The organism is Peribacillus sp. NPDC060253 (assembly GCF_042727425.1).
Taxonomy (GTDB): Bacteria; Bacillota; Bacilli; order Bacillales; family DSM-1321; genus Peribacillus.
This window is the reverse complement of the sequence record NZ_JBHXAS010000016.1, coordinates 39130-58617: the sequence shown is the minus strand read 5'-3', so window position 1 is coordinate 58617 and position 19488 is coordinate 39130. Positions and strand designations below refer to the sequence as shown.

Genomic DNA, 19488 nt, shown 5'->3' with positions numbered 1-19488 from the left:
TTAGGGTCTGTCTTTTTTGTTTTGTGAAAATACATAACAAAAAACCCTGCTCAACGATGAGCAGGGTAAACGGTACAAGTAAAGTAAAACGCTTAAAAGGTTTGACTAAGTATATCATAGTTTTTCAAAAAAATACTAAATTAAAAATATTATACTTATCAAGGTGAGTATAGGAAATTACTGAAATCACTGGAGTGGAGGGACATGAAGCAATTTATGTCCCTTCAACTTTTTTAACGACATGCGAGAAGAATGGTTGGTTTCCTTGAAAGAGGACCGGCAGACAAGTTGCCTGTCCTTTTTCAAGGAAAATGGGACGCAAGGTAGAGGTGAAACAAAAAAACGATGGCTCACATATAAAGACATATAGGGCGCTTTCACCAAGGTGATTTGGAGGAAGGAGAAAGATTCTATACATTCAAATACGGGTTTGAATATTTTGGGAATTGTGTTATATTATAATCAAACGAATATTTGAATGAGGGGCGTGAGAAGATGACGGAACTGAAAGATATGTGTGATGTCCATCTGCATGATGAAGTAAAGGTTAATCGCATTCAAACGGAAATGAGCCAGGTGAATATATCCAGCATATCGAAGCTGTTCAAGGTGATAGGCGATGAAAATCGGGCGAAAATAGCTTATGCGCTTTGTACGGACGAGGAATTGTGTGTATGCGATTTGGCCAATATCATTGGTGCTTCCATGGCGACAACGTCACATCATCTTCGTACCCTTTATAAACATGCAATCGTAAAATATCGAAAAGAAGGAAAGTTAGCTTTTTATTCATTGGATGATCACCACATAAAGCAATTAATTCTCATTGCATTAGAACATCAGCAGGAGGTAAGGGTCGATGGCTGAGTCCCCATTAAAAACGTATCGTATTCAGGGTCTTTCCTGCACGAATTGTGCGGCTAAGTTTGAGAACAATGTCCGTGATCTAGACGGTGTGAAGGATGCCAAAATCAACTTTGGGGCTTCGAAGATTTCGGTACAGGGAAGTGCGACAATTGAGGAGATTGAAAAGGCAGGGGCGTTTGATAACCTGAGAATCCGGGATGAACAGGAACAGGTGACACAAAAGGAACCATTTTGGAAGCAAAAAGAAAATATTAAAGTGGTTTTCTCGACTATCCTTCTGTTAATCAGTTGGTTATTGGATAAACAATATGGTGATGAAAGCATCATGCCGATATTCGGTTATGCTGCTGCCATCATAGTTGGAGGATATTCGTTATTCCTCAATGGATTGAAAAATCTTGTCACTCTTCGCTTTGATATGCACACACTGATGACGGTTGCCATCATTGGAGCAGCCGTGCTCGGTGAATGGGGCGAGGGGGCAACTGTCGTCATTTTATTCGCAATCAGTGAAGCACTGGAAAAATACTCGATGGATAAAGCTCGGAATTCTATAGAATCATTAATGAATATCGCGCCAAAAGAAGCCTTGATCCGCAGAGGGCATCACGAAATCATGATTGGTGTCGATGAGATTGAAGTGGGCGACATCATGATTGTTAAACCGGGTCAGAAGCTTGCTATGGATGGAAGAATCCTAAAAGGGGCTTCGACACTTAATCAAGCAGCCATTACCGGCGAATCCGAGCCGATTTTTAAAGCGGTTGATGGTGAAGTATTTGCCGGAACATTAAATGGTGAAGGGTTGCTGGAGGTAGAAGTCACGAAGCGAGTCGAGGATACGACGATAGCAAAAATCATTCACCTTGTTGAAGAAGCACAGGCTGAAAAAGCGCCTTCCCAAGCCTTCGTGGATAAATTTGCAAAATTCTATACGCCCGCGATCATGCTTATTGCCTTGGCCATTGCTATAATACCTCCGCTTGTAATGAACGGGGATTGGAGTGAATGGATTTACCGTGGATTGGCTGTACTCGTTGTCGGCTGCCCTTGTGCTTTGGTCATTTCTACGCCAATCGCCATTGTGACAGCCATCGGGAATGCCGCGAAAAATGGGGTTTTGATTAAAGGCGGGGTCCATCTGGAGGAAGCAGGAGCAATAAATGCGATTGCGTTTGATAAGACGGGTACCTTAACAAAGGGCGTACCTGAAGTGACTGATTTCACAGTGTTGGCTGATGGGTTAAATGAACAGGACGTGCTGGGAATTGCTGCGGCTTTAGAAAGCAGATCACAACATCCCCTTGCCACAGCCATTCTCAAAAGGGCTGAAAAGCATGACGTGGACTATCCTTCTATATTGGTAGATGATTTTACTGCCATCACTGGGAAAGGCATAAAAGGGAAAATCAATCACGAAATCTATTACATTGGTAAACCACATCTCTTTGAAGAAGTGGCGGGTTTAGAGTTTTCTGATGACATCCTCAAACAAATCAGCGGCTTTCAAAAAGAAGGAAAAACGGTGATGGTGCTTGGTGATCAAATAAAGCCCCTGGCAATTATCGCGGTGGCTGATGAAATAAGGGAAAGCAGTAAGGAAGCAATTCGGAAACTGCATGCATTGGGCATTGAAAAAACGATCATGCTGACCGGGGATAATATCGGCACGGCAAATGCGATTGGAGCAGCCGCTGGTGTTCATGAGATTGAGGCGGAGTTATTGCCCCAAGATAAACTGACCATCATCAAACAATGGAAGCAAAAATACAATCGAGTGGCCATGGTAGGCGATGGTGTCAATGATGCCCCGGCCTTGGCAGCTTCCACGGTAGGAATTGCGATGGGAGGGGCGGGTACTGATACGGCCCTTGAAACAGCCGATATTGCCCTAATGGGTGATGACTTATCTAAGTTGCCTTATACAATCCGCTTAAGTCGCAAAACATTAACGATCATTAAGCAAAACATCACGTTTTCCTTGGTGATTAAGATCCTGGCCTTATTATTGATCGCGCCGGGCTGGTTAACACTGTGGATGGCGATTTTTGCCGACATGGGTGCGACTTTATTAGTTACATTGAACAGTCTTCGATTACTGAGAATAAAAGAATAAAAGTATAGTAGCTCCCCCGTGCTTTTATGTGCTGGGGAGCTTGTTTACGCAACTTTCCAATTGTTTCATGTGAAACTTTGAAAAAATGCATCCATTTTTCTTTTGAAAACGTAAATAGATTAGAACACAGAAAATGTTAAGGGTGATTCAGACATTGCTATAATAAGTAATCATGGTAGGAAGGGGACTTAAATGAACGATATAGATGTAGAGCTTTATGAAAAAGTTCATCTGGGGGATAAGCAGGCCCTTGAAAAAATATATGATCGTTATGAAAAGCTCTTATATTCCTTGTCTTATAAAATTACTGGACAGAAGGAATTGGCTGAGGAAGCAGTACAGGAAGTATTCATAAAAATTTGGACGAAAAAGGGGACGTATGATTCATCCAAAGGAAAGTTTTCTAGCTGGATCATGACGATGACAAGGAATGCAAGTATTGATCAGCTAAGAAAAAGAAGAGATATACCCTCCGATTTTGAATATGAACAGATTCCGAGTGAGAGCCCAAGTGTCGAAAATCTCATTGAGTGGAAGGAAGAAGGAACTATGCTGAGGCAGGCCGTATCGGAATTAAGCGAGGAGCAACAAAAAATGATTCACCTATTTTATTTTAAGGGCCTGTCACAACAGAGCATCGCCTCAGAGTTTGAAATTCCTTTGGGTACCGTAAAAGGGAGAGTGCGATTGGCGCTCAAGCATTTAAGAAAGATTATCCCGCAAAAGTTACGTAAAGGGGGAGAGAGTGATGAATAATAATCCATGTGAATGGCTTCTTGATTACTTCAACGGACAATTGGATGAAGTCCCTAGGAGGAAGTTTGAAAACCACTTATCAGACTGCCGTGAATGCCGTGCTGAATTAGATGAATTAGCCATGCTAACGGAAGATTTGCCATATACGGTTACACCAGTGGAACCGCCAAGTGAGATGAAAAAGCGGGTTCTTGGTAATGTGTTTCAATCGGAGAAGGAAGCCGAGCAGCCAAAGCAGCAGATTAAGGAAAAAAGAAGGGAAAATAAATGGATAAAGCCATTATTGGCGGCCGTCTTATTCGCATCTTTGATCGGAAATGCCTATACCTTGCTATCCCAAGATAAAACGGATAATAGCAAAGAGGAAAAACGAGAAACCATTGATAGGCTCCAAACTAGTGTAGCCCTGAAACCGGGTGAAGGAGTTCCGATGAATGGCAGGGCAACGCTGGTGGAGAAAAATGATGAAACGGAAATGATCATTCAAGCCGAAAACCTTGAACCCGTGGAAGGCTCACAGGTGTATCAAGTTTGGCTTCTAGAGGAGGGAAAGCCATACAGGGCTGGAACATTCGTACCGAACAGCGATGGTCTGGGCGCCGTGTCATATCGACTGGATGAAACGGAGGAGCATAAGTGGGATACCGTTGCAATTACGCTTGAGCCCACGGAAAAAAGCAAAGCTCCAAAAGGGGATATAATATTAAGCAGTGAATTATAGCGAAAAGGCAGGGAGAAAACTCTCTGCTTTTTTTTCTAAGAAAAATCATAAGAAAGGTCCAAGGCGATTTATGAGAATCCGAACCTTCAGTTTAATGAGTCCTGTCATTTTTTGTTGAATTATCTTTTTAATTAAAGGAATTCTAATAAGAACATTTCGCTCGGACAAGCAATCGTTATGCATGTGGTGGGTAGTATGCTACAATGTGGCTGACTTTTAGAGCAGCATGCGGTTATAAGGAGTAAGGCATGTAAAGAAGGGATTTGAAAGGATGGAATTACAACAAAGGGCAATCTTGGTTGGAGTTAATCTCAATGGCCAAAAGGATTTTGAGTATTCGATGGAGGAATTGGCAAATTTAACGGAGGCATGTGAGGTAGAGGTTGTAGGGACCATCACACAAAATTTGCAACGGGTGACCTCATCACATTTTATCGGTACTGGAAAGGTTGAGGAAGTAAAAAGTCTCGTTGACTACAAAGAAGCAAACGTTGTCATTTTTAATGATCAGCTTTCCCCTTCGCAACTACGGAATCTGGAGAGGGACATGGATTGCAAGGTGATCGATCGGACAATCTTGATTCTGGACATCTTTGCGCATCGGGCGAAAACGAAGGAAGCGCAGCTTCAGGTGGAAGTGGCAAAGCTTCAGTATATGCTCCCACGTCTCGTCGGTTTAAGGGAATCATTAGGCCGTCAGAGTGGCGGAGTCGGTACAAACAAAGGAGCCGGTGAAAAGCAGCTAGAGCTTGACCGCAGGAGAATCGAAGAAAATATAAGAGTATTGAATAAAGAACTGGAGGACCTTGTTGCACACAGGCAAACGCAGAGGAAGCAGCGGAAGAAGAATGCCATCCCTGTCGTATCCTTAGTCGGTTATACGAATGCAGGGAAATCTTCAATCATGAATGCTTTAATTGAGATGTTTCATCCAACAGCCGAGAAGCGGGTTTTGGAAAAGGATATGCTGTTTGCTACTCTTGAGACATCCGTACGAAACATTCCGCTCCCGGATAAGAAGGAATTCTTATTGACGGATACGGTGGGATTTGTCTCTAAATTGCCGCATCATCTTGTGAAAGCATTTCGATCTACACTGGAAGAAGTGGTAGAAGCGGACCTATTGATCCATGTTGTCGATTTTTCCAATCCCAATCATGAGCAGCAAATAGAGATAACTGAACAGACCTTAGATGATATAGGGATTAAAGGGATTCCAACGATTTTCGCTTATAATAAAGCGGATCTTACTAGTTTGGAAATTCCGCGGGTGAATCGTGAGTCTGTATATATGTCAGCAAAAAACAAAGTGGGCATCGAGGAATTGATCGATCAAATTCGCGTACATATTTTTGTGGACTATATTCGCTGTGAAATGCTGATTCCATTTGATCAAGGACAGTTGGTTTCTTACTTCAATGAAAATGGCCATATAACGGAAACGGAATATGAGGAAAATGGATACCGAATAAGGCTTGAGTGCAAGAAAACAGATTATGAGAAATATCATTCATACGTTATTCACCCAGAATGAAATGCCTGTTGATAAGTTGGTGACGAATTGTTGATAAGTGGGAAAATAAGTTTGTGAATGTGGATAACTTTTAAGTGAATGCTTCTGTCCTGCACAATCACAGAGATTCAAGTCATGTTTTTTGTGTATAAACTGTGGATAAAGATAAAAAGCCCAGAAAAACTCGAATAAAGTTTCTGGGCTTTTACTTATGTGGACAAAGTGTTGATAAGTTGGTTTTCAGGGCAAATCAGGAATGAACATCCTTTAAGTTTGATGAATAGTAAGAGTGGTTGTAGAAAAATGACGATGCTTATCATTTATTGTTAGGAAATATAACATGAATATTACATATTGCATATGTAGCAACTGGTAATACTTTACACTTTGTATAATGTATCTTACTTTTTATCAGTATAAAATAAAGAATACTCATTTATCAGGTTAAATGCCGGAATTTGAGTTTTTAAGAGTAATAGGGGGGCATTAATGACTGGAGGAAGCAAGGACCGAGGCATGGCCAGTGAGAGAATGATAGAAAACAAAAAAGGAATGAGAGGATTTTTAAATCTATCGCCATGATTGTCTGATGAATAAATGTTGAAAAACCATGTAGGCACTGTTTGAATCCTTTGAATATAAGGATGGGAAATGTATTTATGCACAATTCCTCCTTTTTTATTTTTTACAAATGAATGTTTGGAAGGAGAATAGTAGATGAGTATGTCGAGCCCGATAAAAGGTAGCCTTGAAATGAACTTTCATGAAGCGGAGAGGGGTTTGTCCCCAAGGGAAGCTTTGGAAGAGTCGAATCGATGTTTATACTGCTATGATGCCCCATGTATCCAAGCCTGTCCAACTGGGATAGATATTCCAAGTTTTATTAAGAAAATAGCTTCAGACAATATTAAAGGGTCGGCCAAGACGATCATGACGGCCAATCCTGTCGGTGCCAGCTGTGCGCGGGTATGTCCGACTGAAGAGTTATGTGAGGGGGCATGTGTCCTAAATCATTCTACAAAGCCAATCATGATTGGCAATCTCCAGCGTTATTCCACAGATTGGGCCATCCAAAATAAACAAGCTCTATTCAAGGCCGGGAAAAAGAATGGCAAAAAGGTTGCCATTGTAGGAAGCGGTCCAGCGGGCTTATCTGCAGCAAGGGAATTAGCCTTGCTTGGTTACAGTGTAACCATTTTCGAAGCTGAAAAAAATCCAGGCGGTTTAAATACTTACGGAATTGTATCCTTTCGTTTGCCTCAGAGCATTTCTTATTGGGAAGTCGAACAAGTAAAGAGTCTTGATGTTGAAATTAAAACCAATACACGTGTCGGGGTTGATGTTTCTGCAAATCAGCTAACTGCCGACTATGATGCTGTCATTTTAGCAATCGGCATGTCCGATGTTCCCAAGCTTGGAATTGAAGGAGAAGACTTAGCTGAGGTTTATGATGCAATCGAATTCGTCAAGGCAACGAAAACAAAGGCCCTTACTGATAAATTCATCGGGAAGAAGATGGCGGTAATTGGGGCTGGGAATACAGCGATTGATGCCGCGACTTGTTCTGTACGTCTTGGTGCCGAACAAGTGGGGATTATCTATCGTCGTACCCAAAAGGAAATGACAGCTTATGATTTTGAATATGAGTTCGCCAAGCAAGAAGGTGTCGGGTTTCATTGGCTGACTAATCCCTCGAGGATCTTATCGAATGATAGCGGTCAGGTAACGGGCATCGAGTGTGTGAAAATGGTGCTTAGCGAGGCTGGGGAAGATGGGAGGCGCCGTCCAGTCCCGATTTCTGGATCAGAGTTCGTCATACCAGTAGATGGAGTCATCCGTGCCATAGGTCAATCCAGATATGTAGGATTGATTGAGCAGTTTGGCATACAACATGATGATGGCGTCGTTATATTGGAAGGGGATTCCTATAAAACATCGAATGAAAAGGTTTTTGCCTGCGGGGATGTGATTTTTGGAAAAGGCCAAGGTGAGGCAATGGTTGTTTCAGCTGCCCAGCAAGGAAAGAAGACAGCCTATGAAATCGACCTGACTTTAAGGGGCGAAGCGGTGGATATTGCTTAATAATAATGAAAATTAGGAGGCTAATCATGGCTGATTTATCAATTGATCTTGCAGGTATTAAATCTCCCAATCCTTTTTGGCTTGCTTCAGCACCACCTACGAATTCGGGGTATCAAGTACAACGGGCGTTTGAAGCTGGCTGGGGAGGCGCTGTTTGGAAGACATTGGGCGATCCCATCCTGAATGTCTCATCACGTTTTGCGGCTGTTGGTTTTAATGGGCAGAGAGTCGCCGGGTTCAACAATATAGAATTAATTACGGATCGGCCGCTTGAAGTGAATTTGAAAGAAATATATGAAACGAAAAAAAGGTTCCCCGATCATGCAATCATTGCATCCGTAATGGTAGAGCCACGACAGGAAAAGTGGCATGAGATCATCAAGCGGATAGAGGACGTGGGGGTTGATGGTTACGAATTGAACTTTGGCTGCCCGCACGGAATGGCTGAGCGTGGGATGGGGGCCGCTTCGGGACAGGTTCCAGAACTAGTGGAAAAGCAAACATATTGGGCAAAGGAAGCTGCAACAAAACCTGTCATTGTCAAGCTTACCCCCAATATAACAGACATTACGGTTACGGCGGAAGCGGCGGTACGCGGTGGTGCGGATGCAATTAGTATGATCAATACGATTAACAGCTTGGCGGGAGTGGATATCCATTCATGGAACACGATTCCCCATGTAGGCGGCAAGGGGGCTCACGGAGGGTACTGTGGTCCTGCGGTGAAGCCCATCGCTTTAAACATGGTGGCAGAGTGTGCAAGGAACCCAGCGATTAATGTTCCCATTTCCGGAATTGGAGGAATATCAAATTGGCAGGATACAGTGGAGTTTTTGCTGATGGGCTCAACGGGAGTGCAAATTTGTACGGCTGCCATGCATCACGGCTTTAGGATAGTGGAAGATTTGGTTGATGGCCTGTCCAATTACCTGGATGAAAAAGGGATATCCTCTGTGATGGATATTGTCGGTAAGTCTGTACCGCGCTATTCCGATTGGGGGAATTTAGATCTTAATTATAAGGTCGTGGCGCGCATTAATAATGAGGTGTGCATCAATTGCAACAAATGTCATATTGCATGTGAAGATACTTCGCATCAATGTATAGATATGTTAAAGGGCACATCAGGCAGCTCCTTCTTGAGAGTACGTGAAGAAGATTGCGTAGGCTGTAATCTTTGCTCGATCGTATGCCCGGTCGATGGGGCGATCGATATGATCGAATTAACGAATGAATTACCACCTATGACGTGGAATGAACGCCAAGAATTCCTTGGAGGCATAGGTAATGAAAGTGTTGATTTCGTAAAATGATGGAGGGGTCTAATATGAAGAAAATCATTAAAAACGGAACGATCGCAACTGCTGCAGATACGTATCAAGCCGATATATTAATAGAAAATGAGAAGATTGCAATGATTGGCAAGGACCTGCCGGCAGAGGGGGCTGAAGTCATCGATGCAAAAGGTGCTTATATTTTTCCGGGTGGCATTGACCCACATACACATCTCGATATGCCGTTTGGCGGGACAACGACAAAGGATGATTATGAAACGGGTACGATTGCTGCTGCATATGGAGGCACGACAACGGTCATCGACTTTTGTTTGACCGAAAAAGGGGTGCCGTTAAAGAAAGCGATTGAAACATGGCATGAAAAGGCCAATGAAAAAGCCGCCATAGATTATGGTTTTCATTTAATGATCAGTGAGATTAATGATGATGTATTGGCTGAGTTGCCAAGTATCATCGATAATGAAGGGATTTCTTCCTTTAAGGTGTTCATGGCTTACAAGAATGTTTTTCAAGCCGATGATGCCACGCTATATCGCACTTTGCTGCAAGCGAAGGAACTTGGCGCGCTTGTCATGGTTCACGCTGAAAATGGTGATGTCATCGATTATCTTACAAAGCAGGCGCTTGCTGAAGGTAACACCGATCCAATATACCATGCATTAACAAGGCCGCCGGAGCTTGAAGGAGAAGCAACTGGACGGGCAGCTAAACTGACGGAAATGGCAAACGGTCAGCTGTATGTCGTACATGTCACATGTGAAGAGGCAGTAGAAAAGATAATTGAGGCAAGGAATAAAGGCGTTGATATTTGGGGGGAGACTTGTCCGCAATATTTGGTCCTTGATCAGTCCTACCTGGAAAAGCCTCATTTCGAGGGATCTAAATATGTATGGTCCCCTCCATTAAGGGAGAAGAAGAATCAGGAAGTACTATGGAATGCTTTAAAAATGGGACAGCTGCAAACGATAGGATCGGATCAATGCTCTTTTGATTTTAAAGGGCAAAAGGACCTGGGACGTGAAGATTTCACGAAAATACCGAACGGCGGTCCCACGATTGAAGATCGCATGAGTATCCTTTTTTCTGAAGGTGTCTTGAAAGAGCGTATTACCTTGAATCAGTTCGTCGATCTAACTTCTACACGTGCAGCCAAACTTTTTGGATTATTCCCTAAGAAAGGGACGATTGCAGTTGGGTCGGATGCTGATATTGTCATTTTTGACCCGAAGGTGGAAAGGATCATTTCTGCAGATACTCATCATATGGCAGTGGATTATAATGCCTTTGAAGGGATGGAGATTACAGGAGAACCGGTTTCTGTCTTATCTAGAGGGCAATTCGTCATTAAAGATAAACAATTTGTAGGTGATGCTGGAAAAGGGCAATTCTTGAAAAGGGCAAAATACAATACAGCTCAAAAACTGATTGCTGGGAAAAAGCTACCAGTCTGAAACTTTGGTAAGGAATCATGCAAATGAATATAGGGGGATTTGATATGAGTGGGAAGAATGATTATTTAAAGTCTCCCGATTTGCTGCCTATACCTCATAGTGAGAAAAACATAAGTGCAGCCGGATTTGGTTTTATTTGGGTGGGCATGGCCGTAGTATTGGCCGCCTTCGCAATTGGTGGGAACGGTGTTCAAAGTTTATCCTTAGGCTGGGTTGTTCTAGCAACGGTCATTGCCTGTGTGGCTCTTGGCTTTTTGATGACGATGACAGGCGATATAGGAGTTGAGCATGGCATATCTTTCCCTGTCTATATGAGGGCGCCGTTCGGTACGATTGGCACCCATATCCCATCGGTTGTACGGGGGTTTGTAGCTTCATGCTGGTTTGGTCTTAACACCTACTTTGGAGCAACGGCAATGAATGCAATCTTTGCAACCCTCTTTGATTTTGATAATTGGTTTATCTGCTTCCTCATTTTTGCCGTTTTACAATTAGTGAACACGGCAATGGGAATCAAGTCGATAGAACGTTTTGCGGACTTGGCAGCACCCGTTATCATTTTGATTTCTGGCTGGATGTATTTTACCCTTTCCGATCAAGCTGTGGCCCAAGGAAGAGATGTATGGTCCTGGATTGAAAGTCCGGTCACAGGCGGGGCTGCCGCTACGGCTTTCATGGTCGTCATTATGGCAAATATGGGATTCTGGGGCACATTGACGGCAGATATGCCGACACTCTCCCGCTATATAAAGGCACCAAAAAATGAAAAAAATTGGTTCAAGCGCAATAAGGGCCAGATAATTGGGAATATTATCACCTATCCCATCACTCAGACGTTCATGGTCATTATCGGAGCGGTTTCTTATATGGCCGTTTCCAATTACGACCCCGTAGTTGCTATTCAGGGATCCGCAAGTGGAATTGCTCTCGGCGTCCTATTAATCATGATTGTATTTGCTCAATGGTCGACGAATACTACGGCCAATGTCATACCCGCAGCTACCATTTTCTCCAATATCATGGGTCCTAAAATACCGTTTTGGGCGGGGGTCGTTGTAGCGGGGGTCATAGGGATAGTCGTTCAGCCATGGAGCTTGTTCGGTATTATAATAAAGGTTTTATTAATAATAGGTGGAATCCTGGCATCCATTGTCGGCATCCTGGTAGCAGATTATTACTTCCTCCGCAAACGACGAGTCAATGTACTAGCACTCTATGAAAGTGAAGGTCAGTATAAATATTTGAATGGAGTTAATTGGGCAGGAATCATTTCTTGGGCGATTGGAGGAATCGGTGCAACGATTTTTTCAAATTATTCGTTTATTGTTGGTTTTGTTCTGGGCAGTGCAAGTTATTATACATTAGCTAAGTTTTGGTGGTTCAAGAAATATGAGCAAGCTGAAATCATGGATCCCAGTGATGAGAAATATTTGGGTATTACAGTCGGAAGGGATTGGGAAATCAAAAAAGATTTAGAACGCGAAGAAGAGATGGTTATCACGGCTGAAACAGGCCGGGAGAACGTGTGAAAAAAGGGGGAATGGAAATGTCCGAATATCAAGATTATCGCTTAGAAAGGGAACAAATCGATTTTTTACTTGAAAGAGGATATCGAATCACCCGGGTTTCAGAAAATTTAAGCGGGGCTTTTCTCGATTTTGAACTGATTGAAGGGACGAAGCAGGAATGGAAACAGTTGAACATCAAAACCCCGGAAGGAAGAAAATACTTCTCTACGCTGCTTTTCAAGAAGTTGAATTAAAATGAAAAAGGTTTGAAGTGGGCCTATTCCTCAATGAATGGGTCTTTTTTGTACGTGTTTAGACGTTTGCTTTAATAGGGAAATGATACGGATAAAACGTGAATGAACAGATGGATTTGGTTTGCCTGGCAGCAATGTGGATGGAAAAACGCCGAATTTTATGTAGAATTTTGACGTTAGATTTTCTGACAAGTGTCTGGAGGTTTAAGGATTGTCCGTTTATAATAGATTTTAAAGCAGTTTATAAAAGGATGTGGATGGATGAATACGTCGATTACAATCGAGGAAATTCTAACGCGCAAGCATTTCAATCTGACGGATATAATCGCAGGTAGCAGTGGGATAAAGCGTCGAGTGAAGTGGGTCCACTGCATGGAAGTCACCCAAATCAGCCATTTGTTAAATGGAAATGAACTTATTCTGTCCACCGGTTTAGGTTGGAAAGATTGTGATGAAACGCTTCTCTCCTATTTAAAACAGTTAATTGAATGCAATGCGGCTGGGCTCTGTATTGAGATTGGCTCCAACACGATGGCAGTGCCGCAGTGTGCCATTGATCTTGCGAATGAACAACAATTCCCTATCATCCTTTTTCATGAAGAAGTCCCTTTCGTGGAAATCACTCAGGATATTCATTCCCTAATCATTAATAAACAATATCAAATGATCTCCAACTTAGAAAACTACTCCCAGCAGTTAAATAAATATCTCCTCGAAATTGACCATTATGAACCAATTCTAAAATTTCTCCATAGCTACTTAAATGTACAGGTTATTCTTATTTTTAATGAAAATGACATAGCCAGCATTCCAAAAATAAATAAAAAGGTAACCTATCAAATGGTAGCGGACGTATATGAAGAAAAGCGGAATGTGGATAAAACCGTTCTTAGACAGCCGATTCAAGTGCTTGGTGAGAATTATGCGGAACTGCTCATTTGCAGCAACGACAGAGCGTTGACGGACTTTGATTCACTTATTTTGGATCGGACGGCTACCGCTTTGGCACAACATCTATTAAGGGATTTATATATAGAAGAAAAGAAAATGTCGGAAGAGAGTAAATGGCTGACAAATTGGATTGAAGGTGAGTATAGTGATGAAGCAATCCGAGAGAGGCTTTCTTATGTTGATCCGAAAATGCAGTTAGATGGCGGAATCGTCTGCATTTGCAAGCAGCATCCAAGGTTTAATAAAAGTTCTGCAAAATTGGATGGAACTTATTTCAAGATAATGTTTAGGACAGTCTTTGAACAATACGGCTTTCAGATATTTTCTATGGAAGTACACCAGCATCTTGTTTTTATTTTAGGCGATAATCGTTCATCTGAAGATTGGAAATCGAGGGTGACAGGCGCAGTTGATCGTATTATGAAAATGGATGTAAGCGGTCGTAATCGCATGAGTCAGCTTTCTATTGGTTTTGGAAAGCATGTTCAAAGGTTAAGTGAGATTTATAAAAGTTATGAAACGGCACGAGAGACTCTATTGCTTCAGGATACCTTACCAAAGGAGAGCAGAAGCTTTTTTTATCAGGACTTACATATGCACCGCATGATTTCCCTCATAAATAAACATGGTAATCTGGAGGAAACGGTGCACGAATATTTAGGTCCTGTCATTGAATATGACAGGCAAAACAATGGGGAATTAATGCCTACCTTAAAGACCTATCTAGCTTGTAACGGATCTAAACAGGAAACTTCAAAACAACTATTCATTGTTCGGCAAACACTTTATCATAGGCTCGAAAAGTTAGAGAAACTGTTAGGTTCCGATTTTATGCGTTCGGATAAGCGTCTGGGCCTCGAATTCATGATTTTTGCATTGGACTTCTTACAGTATAGCAGCAGGAAGGTCAGTGGAAAGTATGTGGATAAATATATTGGTAAGTAAAAAATAAGTGTGAATCAAGGGTGTCCCAAGGACATCCTTTTTTGAATGGAAGAAGAGGGAATTTAATAAACTGGTGAATACAGGGATAATGCTGACATCAAAATGGCCTTTATAGCTTTTTTGATGTCAGCATCTTTTTTTAATATTCATCTTTTTTCGAAAGGCAGTGATCACATTCCAAAAGGTAAGATTCAGCTTGTTCAGTGATATGAGTGCCGCACTCCGTACATTGTTTAGGTGGCAGGTTCCTGAAGAATTCCAACGGGTTTTTCGTTTGCATAGTGTTTCCTCCTTAAGATTAGGTGTAATTAGTCTTGGCGTTTGGAAAGGCAGTGATCACATTCCAAAAGGTAAGATTCAGCTTGTTCAGTGATAGGAGTGCTACACTCCGTACATTGTTTAGGTGGCAGGTTCCTGAAAAATCCCAATGGGTTTTTCGTTTGCATAATGTTTCCTCCTTAAGATTAGGTGTAATTAGTCTTGGCGTTTGGAAAGGCAGTGATCACATTCCAAAAGGTAGGATTCAGCTTGTTCAGTGATAGGAGTGCCGCACTCCGTACATTGTTTAGGTGGCAGGTTCCTGAAGAATTCCAACGGGTTTTTCGTTTGCATGGTAAGTTCCTCCTTAAGATTTGGTTAATTAGTCTTCGCGTTTGGAAAGGCAGCGGTCACATTCCATTAAGTAAGATTCAGCGTGTTCAATAATATGGTCACCGCACTCGGGGCAATGTTTAGCAGGGATATTGTTGAAAAATTCAATGGATTTTTTCATTTGCATAGTCATTTCCTCCTTTTAAATCGTTAATTAATTCTTGTTTTCTATTTATTCATCACGTTTAGAAAGGCAGCGATCGCATTCCAGCAGATAGGAATCTGAGTGGTCCACATGTGTTTCACCACATTCTGGGCAATGTTTAAATGAATTGATTATTAATGAATCAGATTGATTTATTTGCATGTCTCGCTCCTCCTCTTTATAGTACAGATAAAATTGTTTGTCTGTTGTTATAATACAGTATATACCCGAATTTGGAAATTGTATAGGTATTTTACAGAAAATTTAAAATTTATTTCATGACAAGTCTGAAAACCCTATAGCGATGGGGATTGTCAACTTTTTTTTCTTCTCAATTATTAGATAATTAAAGAAAAATACATGTTGTAAAGGAAAAAAACAAAGAGTGAATGAGATGGATAGGCAATTTTTAATCGATTAAAAAAGAAATTAATGTAACAGATATGGAACAGGTGTTTTTGAAGTTCATGATTACCTGTTTCACATTCCATGTTGCTCAAAAGTCTGAGAAAATCGGCAATCGGCAGCTATTATATGAGAGCTCTTGGCCGATACGAACGACCAAAAAAAGTGTCCGTATGGTTTTAGTACTTCAGGAAAGAGGTAACTTGCTAGTAGAAGTACATTAATGGGAGGTAGAGTATGTCCAAAGTGATGATTATCATTAATCCATCTTCAGGTAAGGAAAAGGCAGCGAAGATTTTGCCGAATGCAAAAAAAGCGCTTGGTGGTATGTTTGATCAAGTGATCGTTCGTGAAACTGAAGGAGAGGGAGATGCTACGAAATTTGCTAATGAAGCTTGTACAGAAAGGTTCGATGCTGTCATTTCCATGGGTGGGGATGGAACGGTGAATGAGGTTGTGAATGGGTTGGGAGAACAGGAACATCGGCCAATTTTCGGAATCGTTCCACTAGGGACCGTTAATGACTTTGCTAGATCTTTGGGTATACCCCTGAATCCTATTGAAGCTATAGAGATAATAAAGGATAGGCAGATTAAGGAATCCGACATAGGGAAGATCAATGATCATTACTTCATGAATGTGTTGGCAGTCGGTGGCATTGCCGAGGCTACCTATAATGTTTCCGTTGAACAAAAGACCCGTCTTGGCTCAATGGCATATATCATCGAAGGAGCAAAAGCAATTATTAAAAAGAATCCGTTTCCTTTAACGGTTGAACATGATCAGGGAAGGTGGCTGGGTGAGGCTCATTTACTGATTGCCACAATGACGAACTCTGTCGGCGGTTTCGAGCAGCTTGCACCAGAGGCAAAAGTGAATGATGGAAAGCTGCATACATTCATTATTAAAGATTTATCCCTTCCACTTGTCGTCAAGATCATTCCGAGTTTAATGAGGGGGGAGATTAAGGGACATGATGAAGTTGAATATATTCAAACTTCCAAGCTCCATTTATCCACATCAGAGGAACTTGCAGTCAATATCGATGGTGATGAAGGGTTCCTTCTTCCTCTACAGGCAAATGTACTGCACAAACACCTTCGTCTATTTGTCCCGGGGGCAAAATGAGTGTTGCAGAAAGATAGCAAGCATAGTGTGTGCAATGAACATAAGCCAACTTGTTTGTGGTTAGTCTAAAAGACCATCCTCATTGAAACAAGTGGGAAAAGCTGATTAGGGCAATGTCGCCTCATCAGTTTTTTTTGTGGAGGTTAACATCATGGAAGAGGGCAGGATTCCACTCATGACTGGCGTGATCAAATCCCCCATCCTTATGACATTCCTTCACACGCTATCATAAAGTTATAAGCGTTTATAAAAGATATCATTATCAGGAGGATTCTAGGCAAGAATAGTTAATACATGAATGGTTGGGTATAAATATGTTACGCTTATAGTTATGTAAATAGATGAGAGAGGATGTTAGATGTTAGTATGGAGTTTTTTCTTGTTATATTAGCCCTTCTAATATTAATTGGAATGTCTAATGTAATTAACCATTTTATACCCTTTATACCTGTACCATTAATACAAATAGCACTGGGTGTTACATTGGCGCTTTTACCTTTTGGTATCCATGTAGAGATGGAGACAGAGCTGTTTTTGCTGTTGTTCATCGCACCCCTTTTATTCAATGATGGGAAAAATGTACCCCGCACAGCACTATGGAAGTTGAGGGCACCTATTCTCATGCTTGCATTAGGCCTGGTATTCATTACGGTTTGGTCAGGCGGGTACTTAATCAATTGGATGATTCCTTCGATTCCATTGCCGGCTGCATTCGCTTTAGCGGCCATTTTGTCACCTACGGATGTAGTGGCAGTTAGCGCTTTGGCGAGTCGAGTTAAGTTACCTAAGAGCATCATGCACCTTCTTGAAGGCGAAGGGCTAATGAATGATGCCTCAGGTCTAGTTGCCTTTAAGTTTGCGGTTGCAGCTACAGTCACTGGTGTTTTCTCCTTAGTGGATGCTACGTTCAGTTTCATATGGATTGCAATTGGCGGGTTTGTAGGTGGAGCAATAATAGCTTTCATCATTATCAGGCTTCGTGTATTTCTTCGCCGCTTAGGGATGGAAGACGTCACGATGCATATGCTGATCCAAATCCTAACTCCCTTTATTATTTTCCTCGCTGTGGAACATTTCCACCTTTCTGGGATTTTAGCGGTTGTGGCTGGGGGAATTGTCCATGCCATTGAACGAGATCGGGAAATATCACCAACAATAGAACTTCAGGTCGTCTCAAAGAGTACATGGTCCGTCATTTTATATGTATTGAATGGACTAGTCTTCGTTTTGCTTGGCTTGCAAATCCCAAGCGTTGCGAAAACGATCTTTCAAGATCCGGCCTTCAATAATGGACAAGTGATCCTTTATATCGTGATCATTACACTTTTCCTCTTCGCTTTACGATTCATTTGGCTTACGGCTGCCTGGTCGATTGGCTGGATCACGAAAAAAGTAGGCGCCCAAAAACCAGACTTCAAAGCAGCCGGAATCATAACCATTTCCGGGGTTCGCGGAGCTGTAACGTTAGCGGGTTCGTTCTCGATTCCGTATGTGTTGGCAGATGGAAGTCCTTTTCCTGAGCGTTCGTTAATCATCTTCATTGCCGCAGGAGTCATATTGCTGACCTTGATTGTTGCGAGTGTATTTCTGCCAATCATAGCACGGTCAGAAGAAGAGGAAGTAATCGATAAGCAGGCTGACAAAACAAAAGCTGCGACTATTCACACACATCAAGCGGCTATTCGGGTAGTTGAGTCCCAAATGACAGATGAAAACCGGGAAGCTGCCTTATCGATCATTTCGAGGTACTATACCAAGATCAATGAATTGTCCTATGTAGAACAAGAGAAAGACCCAGCTGCATTAAGGGAAGAAGAGAAGGTCCTTCGCTTTAAGGCCCTTGAAGCAGAGCAAAGATTCCTGGATAAACTTATTAAGGATGAAAGAGTGGACCGGGAGACGGCGTATATATGCAAGGAATACATCCAGCGTATGGAAGGTGCTGTAACAAATCGATTGAAGTTCCGTTTTTTCAGGTCCGTCACGCTTTTCAGAAGAAGCATGCTGAGGGTTTTTAAATTATTTTTCCCTAATAAAAGTGAAATAAGAAAAATCAATCTTGAGAGATTGGAAAAAGTCAGGGATCTTAAAATCCGGATGTATAAAGCTGCCATCCAAGAGATACAAGCAGGCATTATATCTGAAAATCATGCAACTTCATCGATGATCATTGAAGAGTATAAAGTGCTGATTATAAAATGCAAACGAGAAAATAGAGGCCGTATCCCTAGTAAAATGGCCGAATATGAAAGAGAGCTGTTCTATAAAGCGATCCAGGCGGAAAGGGACGAAGTACAGGATATGTTTGAAAAACGACAAATCCCCCGTGAGGTTGCCAACATACTTCGCCAGCAAATCAATTTGCGGGAAGCACTAACGATCAATGAAAACACCTATTGAACATAATGAAAGAGCGCTGCCGATATATTCGGCGGCGCTTATTAAGGTTAGTGGAGGAATTCTTAGGGGAGGCATCGAATAAATAAGGAGTGTGCTTGGGTGGAATGGGACCAGGAGATCGAGACCATCGCCTTAACGCTTAACCTTGGAATAATGAAATACGGAGTATCATATATGAGGGCATTTAGACTTTTCGATAGGGGGAAGGTCTTTTTCTTTGTCCAATTTGTTACATGTCGCTTTAGGAAACTGGCTGATTTAGAGGGAAGCTTTTAATAATACTGCTGCCTTATGGTACAC

17 protein-coding genes are annotated in these 19488 nt (G+C 41.9%); 13 read left to right on the top strand and 4 right to left on the bottom strand.

All coding sequences use genetic code 11. The features are described 5' to 3' along the window. Positions 1-495: 495 nt before the first annotated feature. From ACFWE9_RS06660 to ACFWE9_RS06610, 11 genes are all read left to right on the top strand, one after another. Positions 496-867: an ArsR/SmtB family transcription factor gene (locus tag ACFWE9_RS06660; RefSeq protein WP_230161239.1), complete on the top strand. Its 372-nt coding sequence runs from the start codon at positions 496-498 to the stop codon at positions 865-867. After that, the gene (locus ACFWE9_RS06655) at positions 860-2983 is read left to right on the top strand and encodes a heavy metal translocating P-type ATPase (RefSeq protein ID WP_230161238.1); all 2124 of its coding nucleotides are present in this window, start codon (positions 860-862) and stop codon (positions 2981-2983) included. Before ACFWE9_RS06660 ends, ACFWE9_RS06655 begins: the two co-directional genes overlap by 8 nt. Before the next feature lie 192 nt (positions 2984-3175). Next, entirely contained in the window at positions 3176-3739 is a 564-nt protein-coding gene (locus ACFWE9_RS06650) for an RNA polymerase sigma factor (RefSeq protein ID WP_230161236.1), read from the top strand. Then, entirely contained in the window at positions 3732-4460 is a 729-nt protein-coding gene (locus ACFWE9_RS06645) for an anti-sigma factor (protein WP_230161234.1), read from the top strand. The genes ACFWE9_RS06650 and ACFWE9_RS06645 overlap by 8 nt, the downstream gene beginning before the upstream one ends. A gap of 271 nt (positions 4461-4731) precedes the next feature. Continuing rightward, positions 4732-5994 (top strand): GTPase HflX, encoded by a 1263-nt coding sequence (gene hflX, locus ACFWE9_RS06640; protein ID WP_230161232.1) that lies wholly within the window; start codon positions 4732-4734, stop codon positions 5992-5994. Positions 5995-6696: 702 nt separating this feature from the next. Further along, the gene (locus tag ACFWE9_RS06635; RefSeq protein WP_377356140.1) at positions 6697-8055 is read left to right on the top strand and encodes an NAD(P)-dependent oxidoreductase; all 1359 of its coding nucleotides are present in this window, start codon (positions 6697-6699) and stop codon (positions 8053-8055) included. A gap of 26 nt (positions 8056-8081) precedes the next feature. After that, positions 8082-9368, top strand: a complete 1287-nt coding sequence (gene preA / locus ACFWE9_RS06630) for an NAD-dependent dihydropyrimidine dehydrogenase subunit PreA (RefSeq protein WP_230161230.1) — start codon at positions 8082-8084, stop codon at positions 9366-9368. A 14-nt stretch (positions 9369-9382) separates the two neighbouring features. After that, positions 9383-10801 (top strand): dihydropyrimidinase, encoded by a 1419-nt coding sequence (gene hydA / locus ACFWE9_RS06625; protein ID WP_230161228.1) that lies wholly within the window; start codon positions 9383-9385, stop codon positions 10799-10801. A 44-nt stretch (positions 10802-10845) separates the two neighbouring features. Continuing rightward, positions 10846-12330, top strand: a complete 1485-nt coding sequence (locus ACFWE9_RS06620; protein WP_377356128.1) for an NCS1 family transporter — start codon at positions 10846-10848, stop codon at positions 12328-12330. A 17-nt stretch (positions 12331-12347) separates the two neighbouring features. Beyond that, complete coding sequence (locus tag ACFWE9_RS06615; protein ID WP_230161224.1) at positions 12348-12563, top strand: hypothetical protein; 216 nt, start codon at positions 12348-12350, stop codon at positions 12561-12563. 261 nt (positions 12564-12824) lie between these two features. After that, positions 12825-14459, top strand: coding sequence for a PucR family transcriptional regulator (locus ACFWE9_RS06610; RefSeq protein WP_230161221.1), 1635 nt, complete (start codon positions 12825-12827; stop codon positions 14457-14459). A 139-nt stretch (positions 14460-14598) separates the two neighbouring features. Here ACFWE9_RS06610 and yhfH (ACFWE9_RS06605) read toward each other — a convergent pair whose 3' ends face one another. From yhfH (ACFWE9_RS06605) to yhfH (ACFWE9_RS06590), 4 genes are read right to left on the bottom strand one after another with little or no spacing between them, the layout of a single operon-like run. Beyond that, positions 14599-14739: a protein YhfH gene (yhfH, locus tag ACFWE9_RS06605; protein WP_230161219.1), complete on the bottom strand. Its 141-nt coding sequence runs from the start codon at positions 14737-14739 to the stop codon at positions 14599-14601. A gap of 28 nt (positions 14740-14767) precedes the next feature. Further along, the gene (gene yhfH / locus ACFWE9_RS06600) at positions 14768-14905 is read right to left on the bottom strand and encodes a protein YhfH (RefSeq protein WP_377356125.1); all 138 of its coding nucleotides are present in this window, start codon (positions 14903-14905) and stop codon (positions 14768-14770) included. Between the two features lie 28 nt (positions 14906-14933). After that, on the bottom strand, positions 14934-15071 hold the full coding sequence (yhfH, locus tag ACFWE9_RS06595) for a protein YhfH (RefSeq protein ID WP_230161216.1): 138 nt from the start codon (positions 15069-15071) through the stop codon (positions 14934-14936). A gap of 28 nt (positions 15072-15099) precedes the next feature. Beyond that, positions 15100-15237 carry a protein YhfH gene (yhfH, locus tag ACFWE9_RS06590; RefSeq protein WP_098372156.1) on the bottom strand — a complete coding sequence of 46 codons (138 nt, stop codon included), beginning with the start codon at positions 15235-15237 and terminating at the stop codon, positions 15100-15102. Positions 15238-15897: 660 nt separating this feature from the next. On the opposite strand from yhfH (ACFWE9_RS06590), the gene ACFWE9_RS06585 reads away from it, so the two are divergent. Together ACFWE9_RS06585 and ACFWE9_RS06580 are read left to right on the top strand one after the other, a co-directional pair. Further along, positions 15898-16788 (top strand): diacylglycerol/lipid kinase family protein, encoded by an 891-nt coding sequence (locus tag ACFWE9_RS06585; RefSeq protein WP_377356122.1) that lies wholly within the window; start codon positions 15898-15900, stop codon positions 16786-16788. A gap of 366 nt (positions 16789-17154) precedes the next feature. Further along, complete coding sequence (locus ACFWE9_RS06580; RefSeq protein WP_377356120.1) at positions 17155-19188, top strand: Na+/H+ antiporter; 2034 nt, start codon at positions 17155-17157, stop codon at positions 19186-19188. Positions 19189-19488 lie beyond the last annotated feature (300 nt).

Bases quoted from the DNA above. Each gene is read 5' to 3' on its own strand.
- ACFWE9_RS06660 (WP_230161239.1), top strand. From the start codon at position 496: ATGACGGAACTGAAAGATATGTGTGATGTCCATCTGCATGATGAAGTA.
- ACFWE9_RS06655 (WP_230161238.1), top strand. From the start codon at position 860: ATGGCTGAGTCCCCATTAAAAACGTATCGTATTCAGGGTCTTTCCTGC.
- ACFWE9_RS06650 (WP_230161236.1), top strand. From the start codon at position 3,176: ATGAACGATATAGATGTAGAGCTTTATGAAAAAGTTCATCTGGGGGAT.
- ACFWE9_RS06645 (WP_230161234.1), top strand. From the start codon at position 3,732: ATGAATAATAATCCATGTGAATGGCTTCTTGATTACTTCAACGGACAA.
- hflX (WP_230161232.1), top strand. From the start codon at position 4,732: ATGGAATTACAACAAAGGGCAATCTTGGTTGGAGTTAATCTCAATGGC.
- ACFWE9_RS06635 (WP_377356140.1), top strand. From the start codon at position 6,697: ATGTCGAGCCCGATAAAAGGTAGCCTTGAAATGAACTTTCATGAAGCG.
- preA (WP_230161230.1), top strand. From the start codon at position 8,082: ATGGCTGATTTATCAATTGATCTTGCAGGTATTAAATCTCCCAATCCT.
- hydA (WP_230161228.1), top strand. From the start codon at position 9,383: ATGAAGAAAATCATTAAAAACGGAACGATCGCAACTGCTGCAGATACG.
- ACFWE9_RS06620 (WP_377356128.1), top strand. From the start codon at position 10,846: ATGAGTGGGAAGAATGATTATTTAAAGTCTCCCGATTTGCTGCCTATA.
- ACFWE9_RS06615 (WP_230161224.1), top strand. From the start codon at position 12,348: ATGTCCGAATATCAAGATTATCGCTTAGAAAGGGAACAAATCGATTTT.
- ACFWE9_RS06610 (WP_230161221.1), top strand. From the start codon at position 12,825: ATGAATACGTCGATTACAATCGAGGAAATTCTAACGCGCAAGCATTTC.
- yhfH (WP_230161219.1), bottom strand. From the start codon at position 14,739: ATGCAAACGAAAAACCCGTTGGAATTCTTCAGGAACCTGCCACCTAAA.
- yhfH (WP_377356125.1), bottom strand. From the start codon at position 14,905: ATGCAAACGAAAAACCCATTGGGATTTTTCAGGAACCTGCCACCTAAA.
- yhfH (WP_230161216.1), bottom strand. From the start codon at position 15,071: ATGCAAACGAAAAACCCGTTGGAATTCTTCAGGAACCTGCCACCTAAA.
- yhfH (WP_098372156.1), bottom strand. From the start codon at position 15,237: ATGCAAATGAAAAAATCCATTGAATTTTTCAACAATATCCCTGCTAAA.
- ACFWE9_RS06585 (WP_377356122.1), top strand. From the start codon at position 15,898: ATGTCCAAAGTGATGATTATCATTAATCCATCTTCAGGTAAGGAAAAG.
- ACFWE9_RS06580 (WP_377356120.1), top strand. From the start codon at position 17,155: ATGGAGTTTTTTCTTGTTATATTAGCCCTTCTAATATTAATTGGAATG.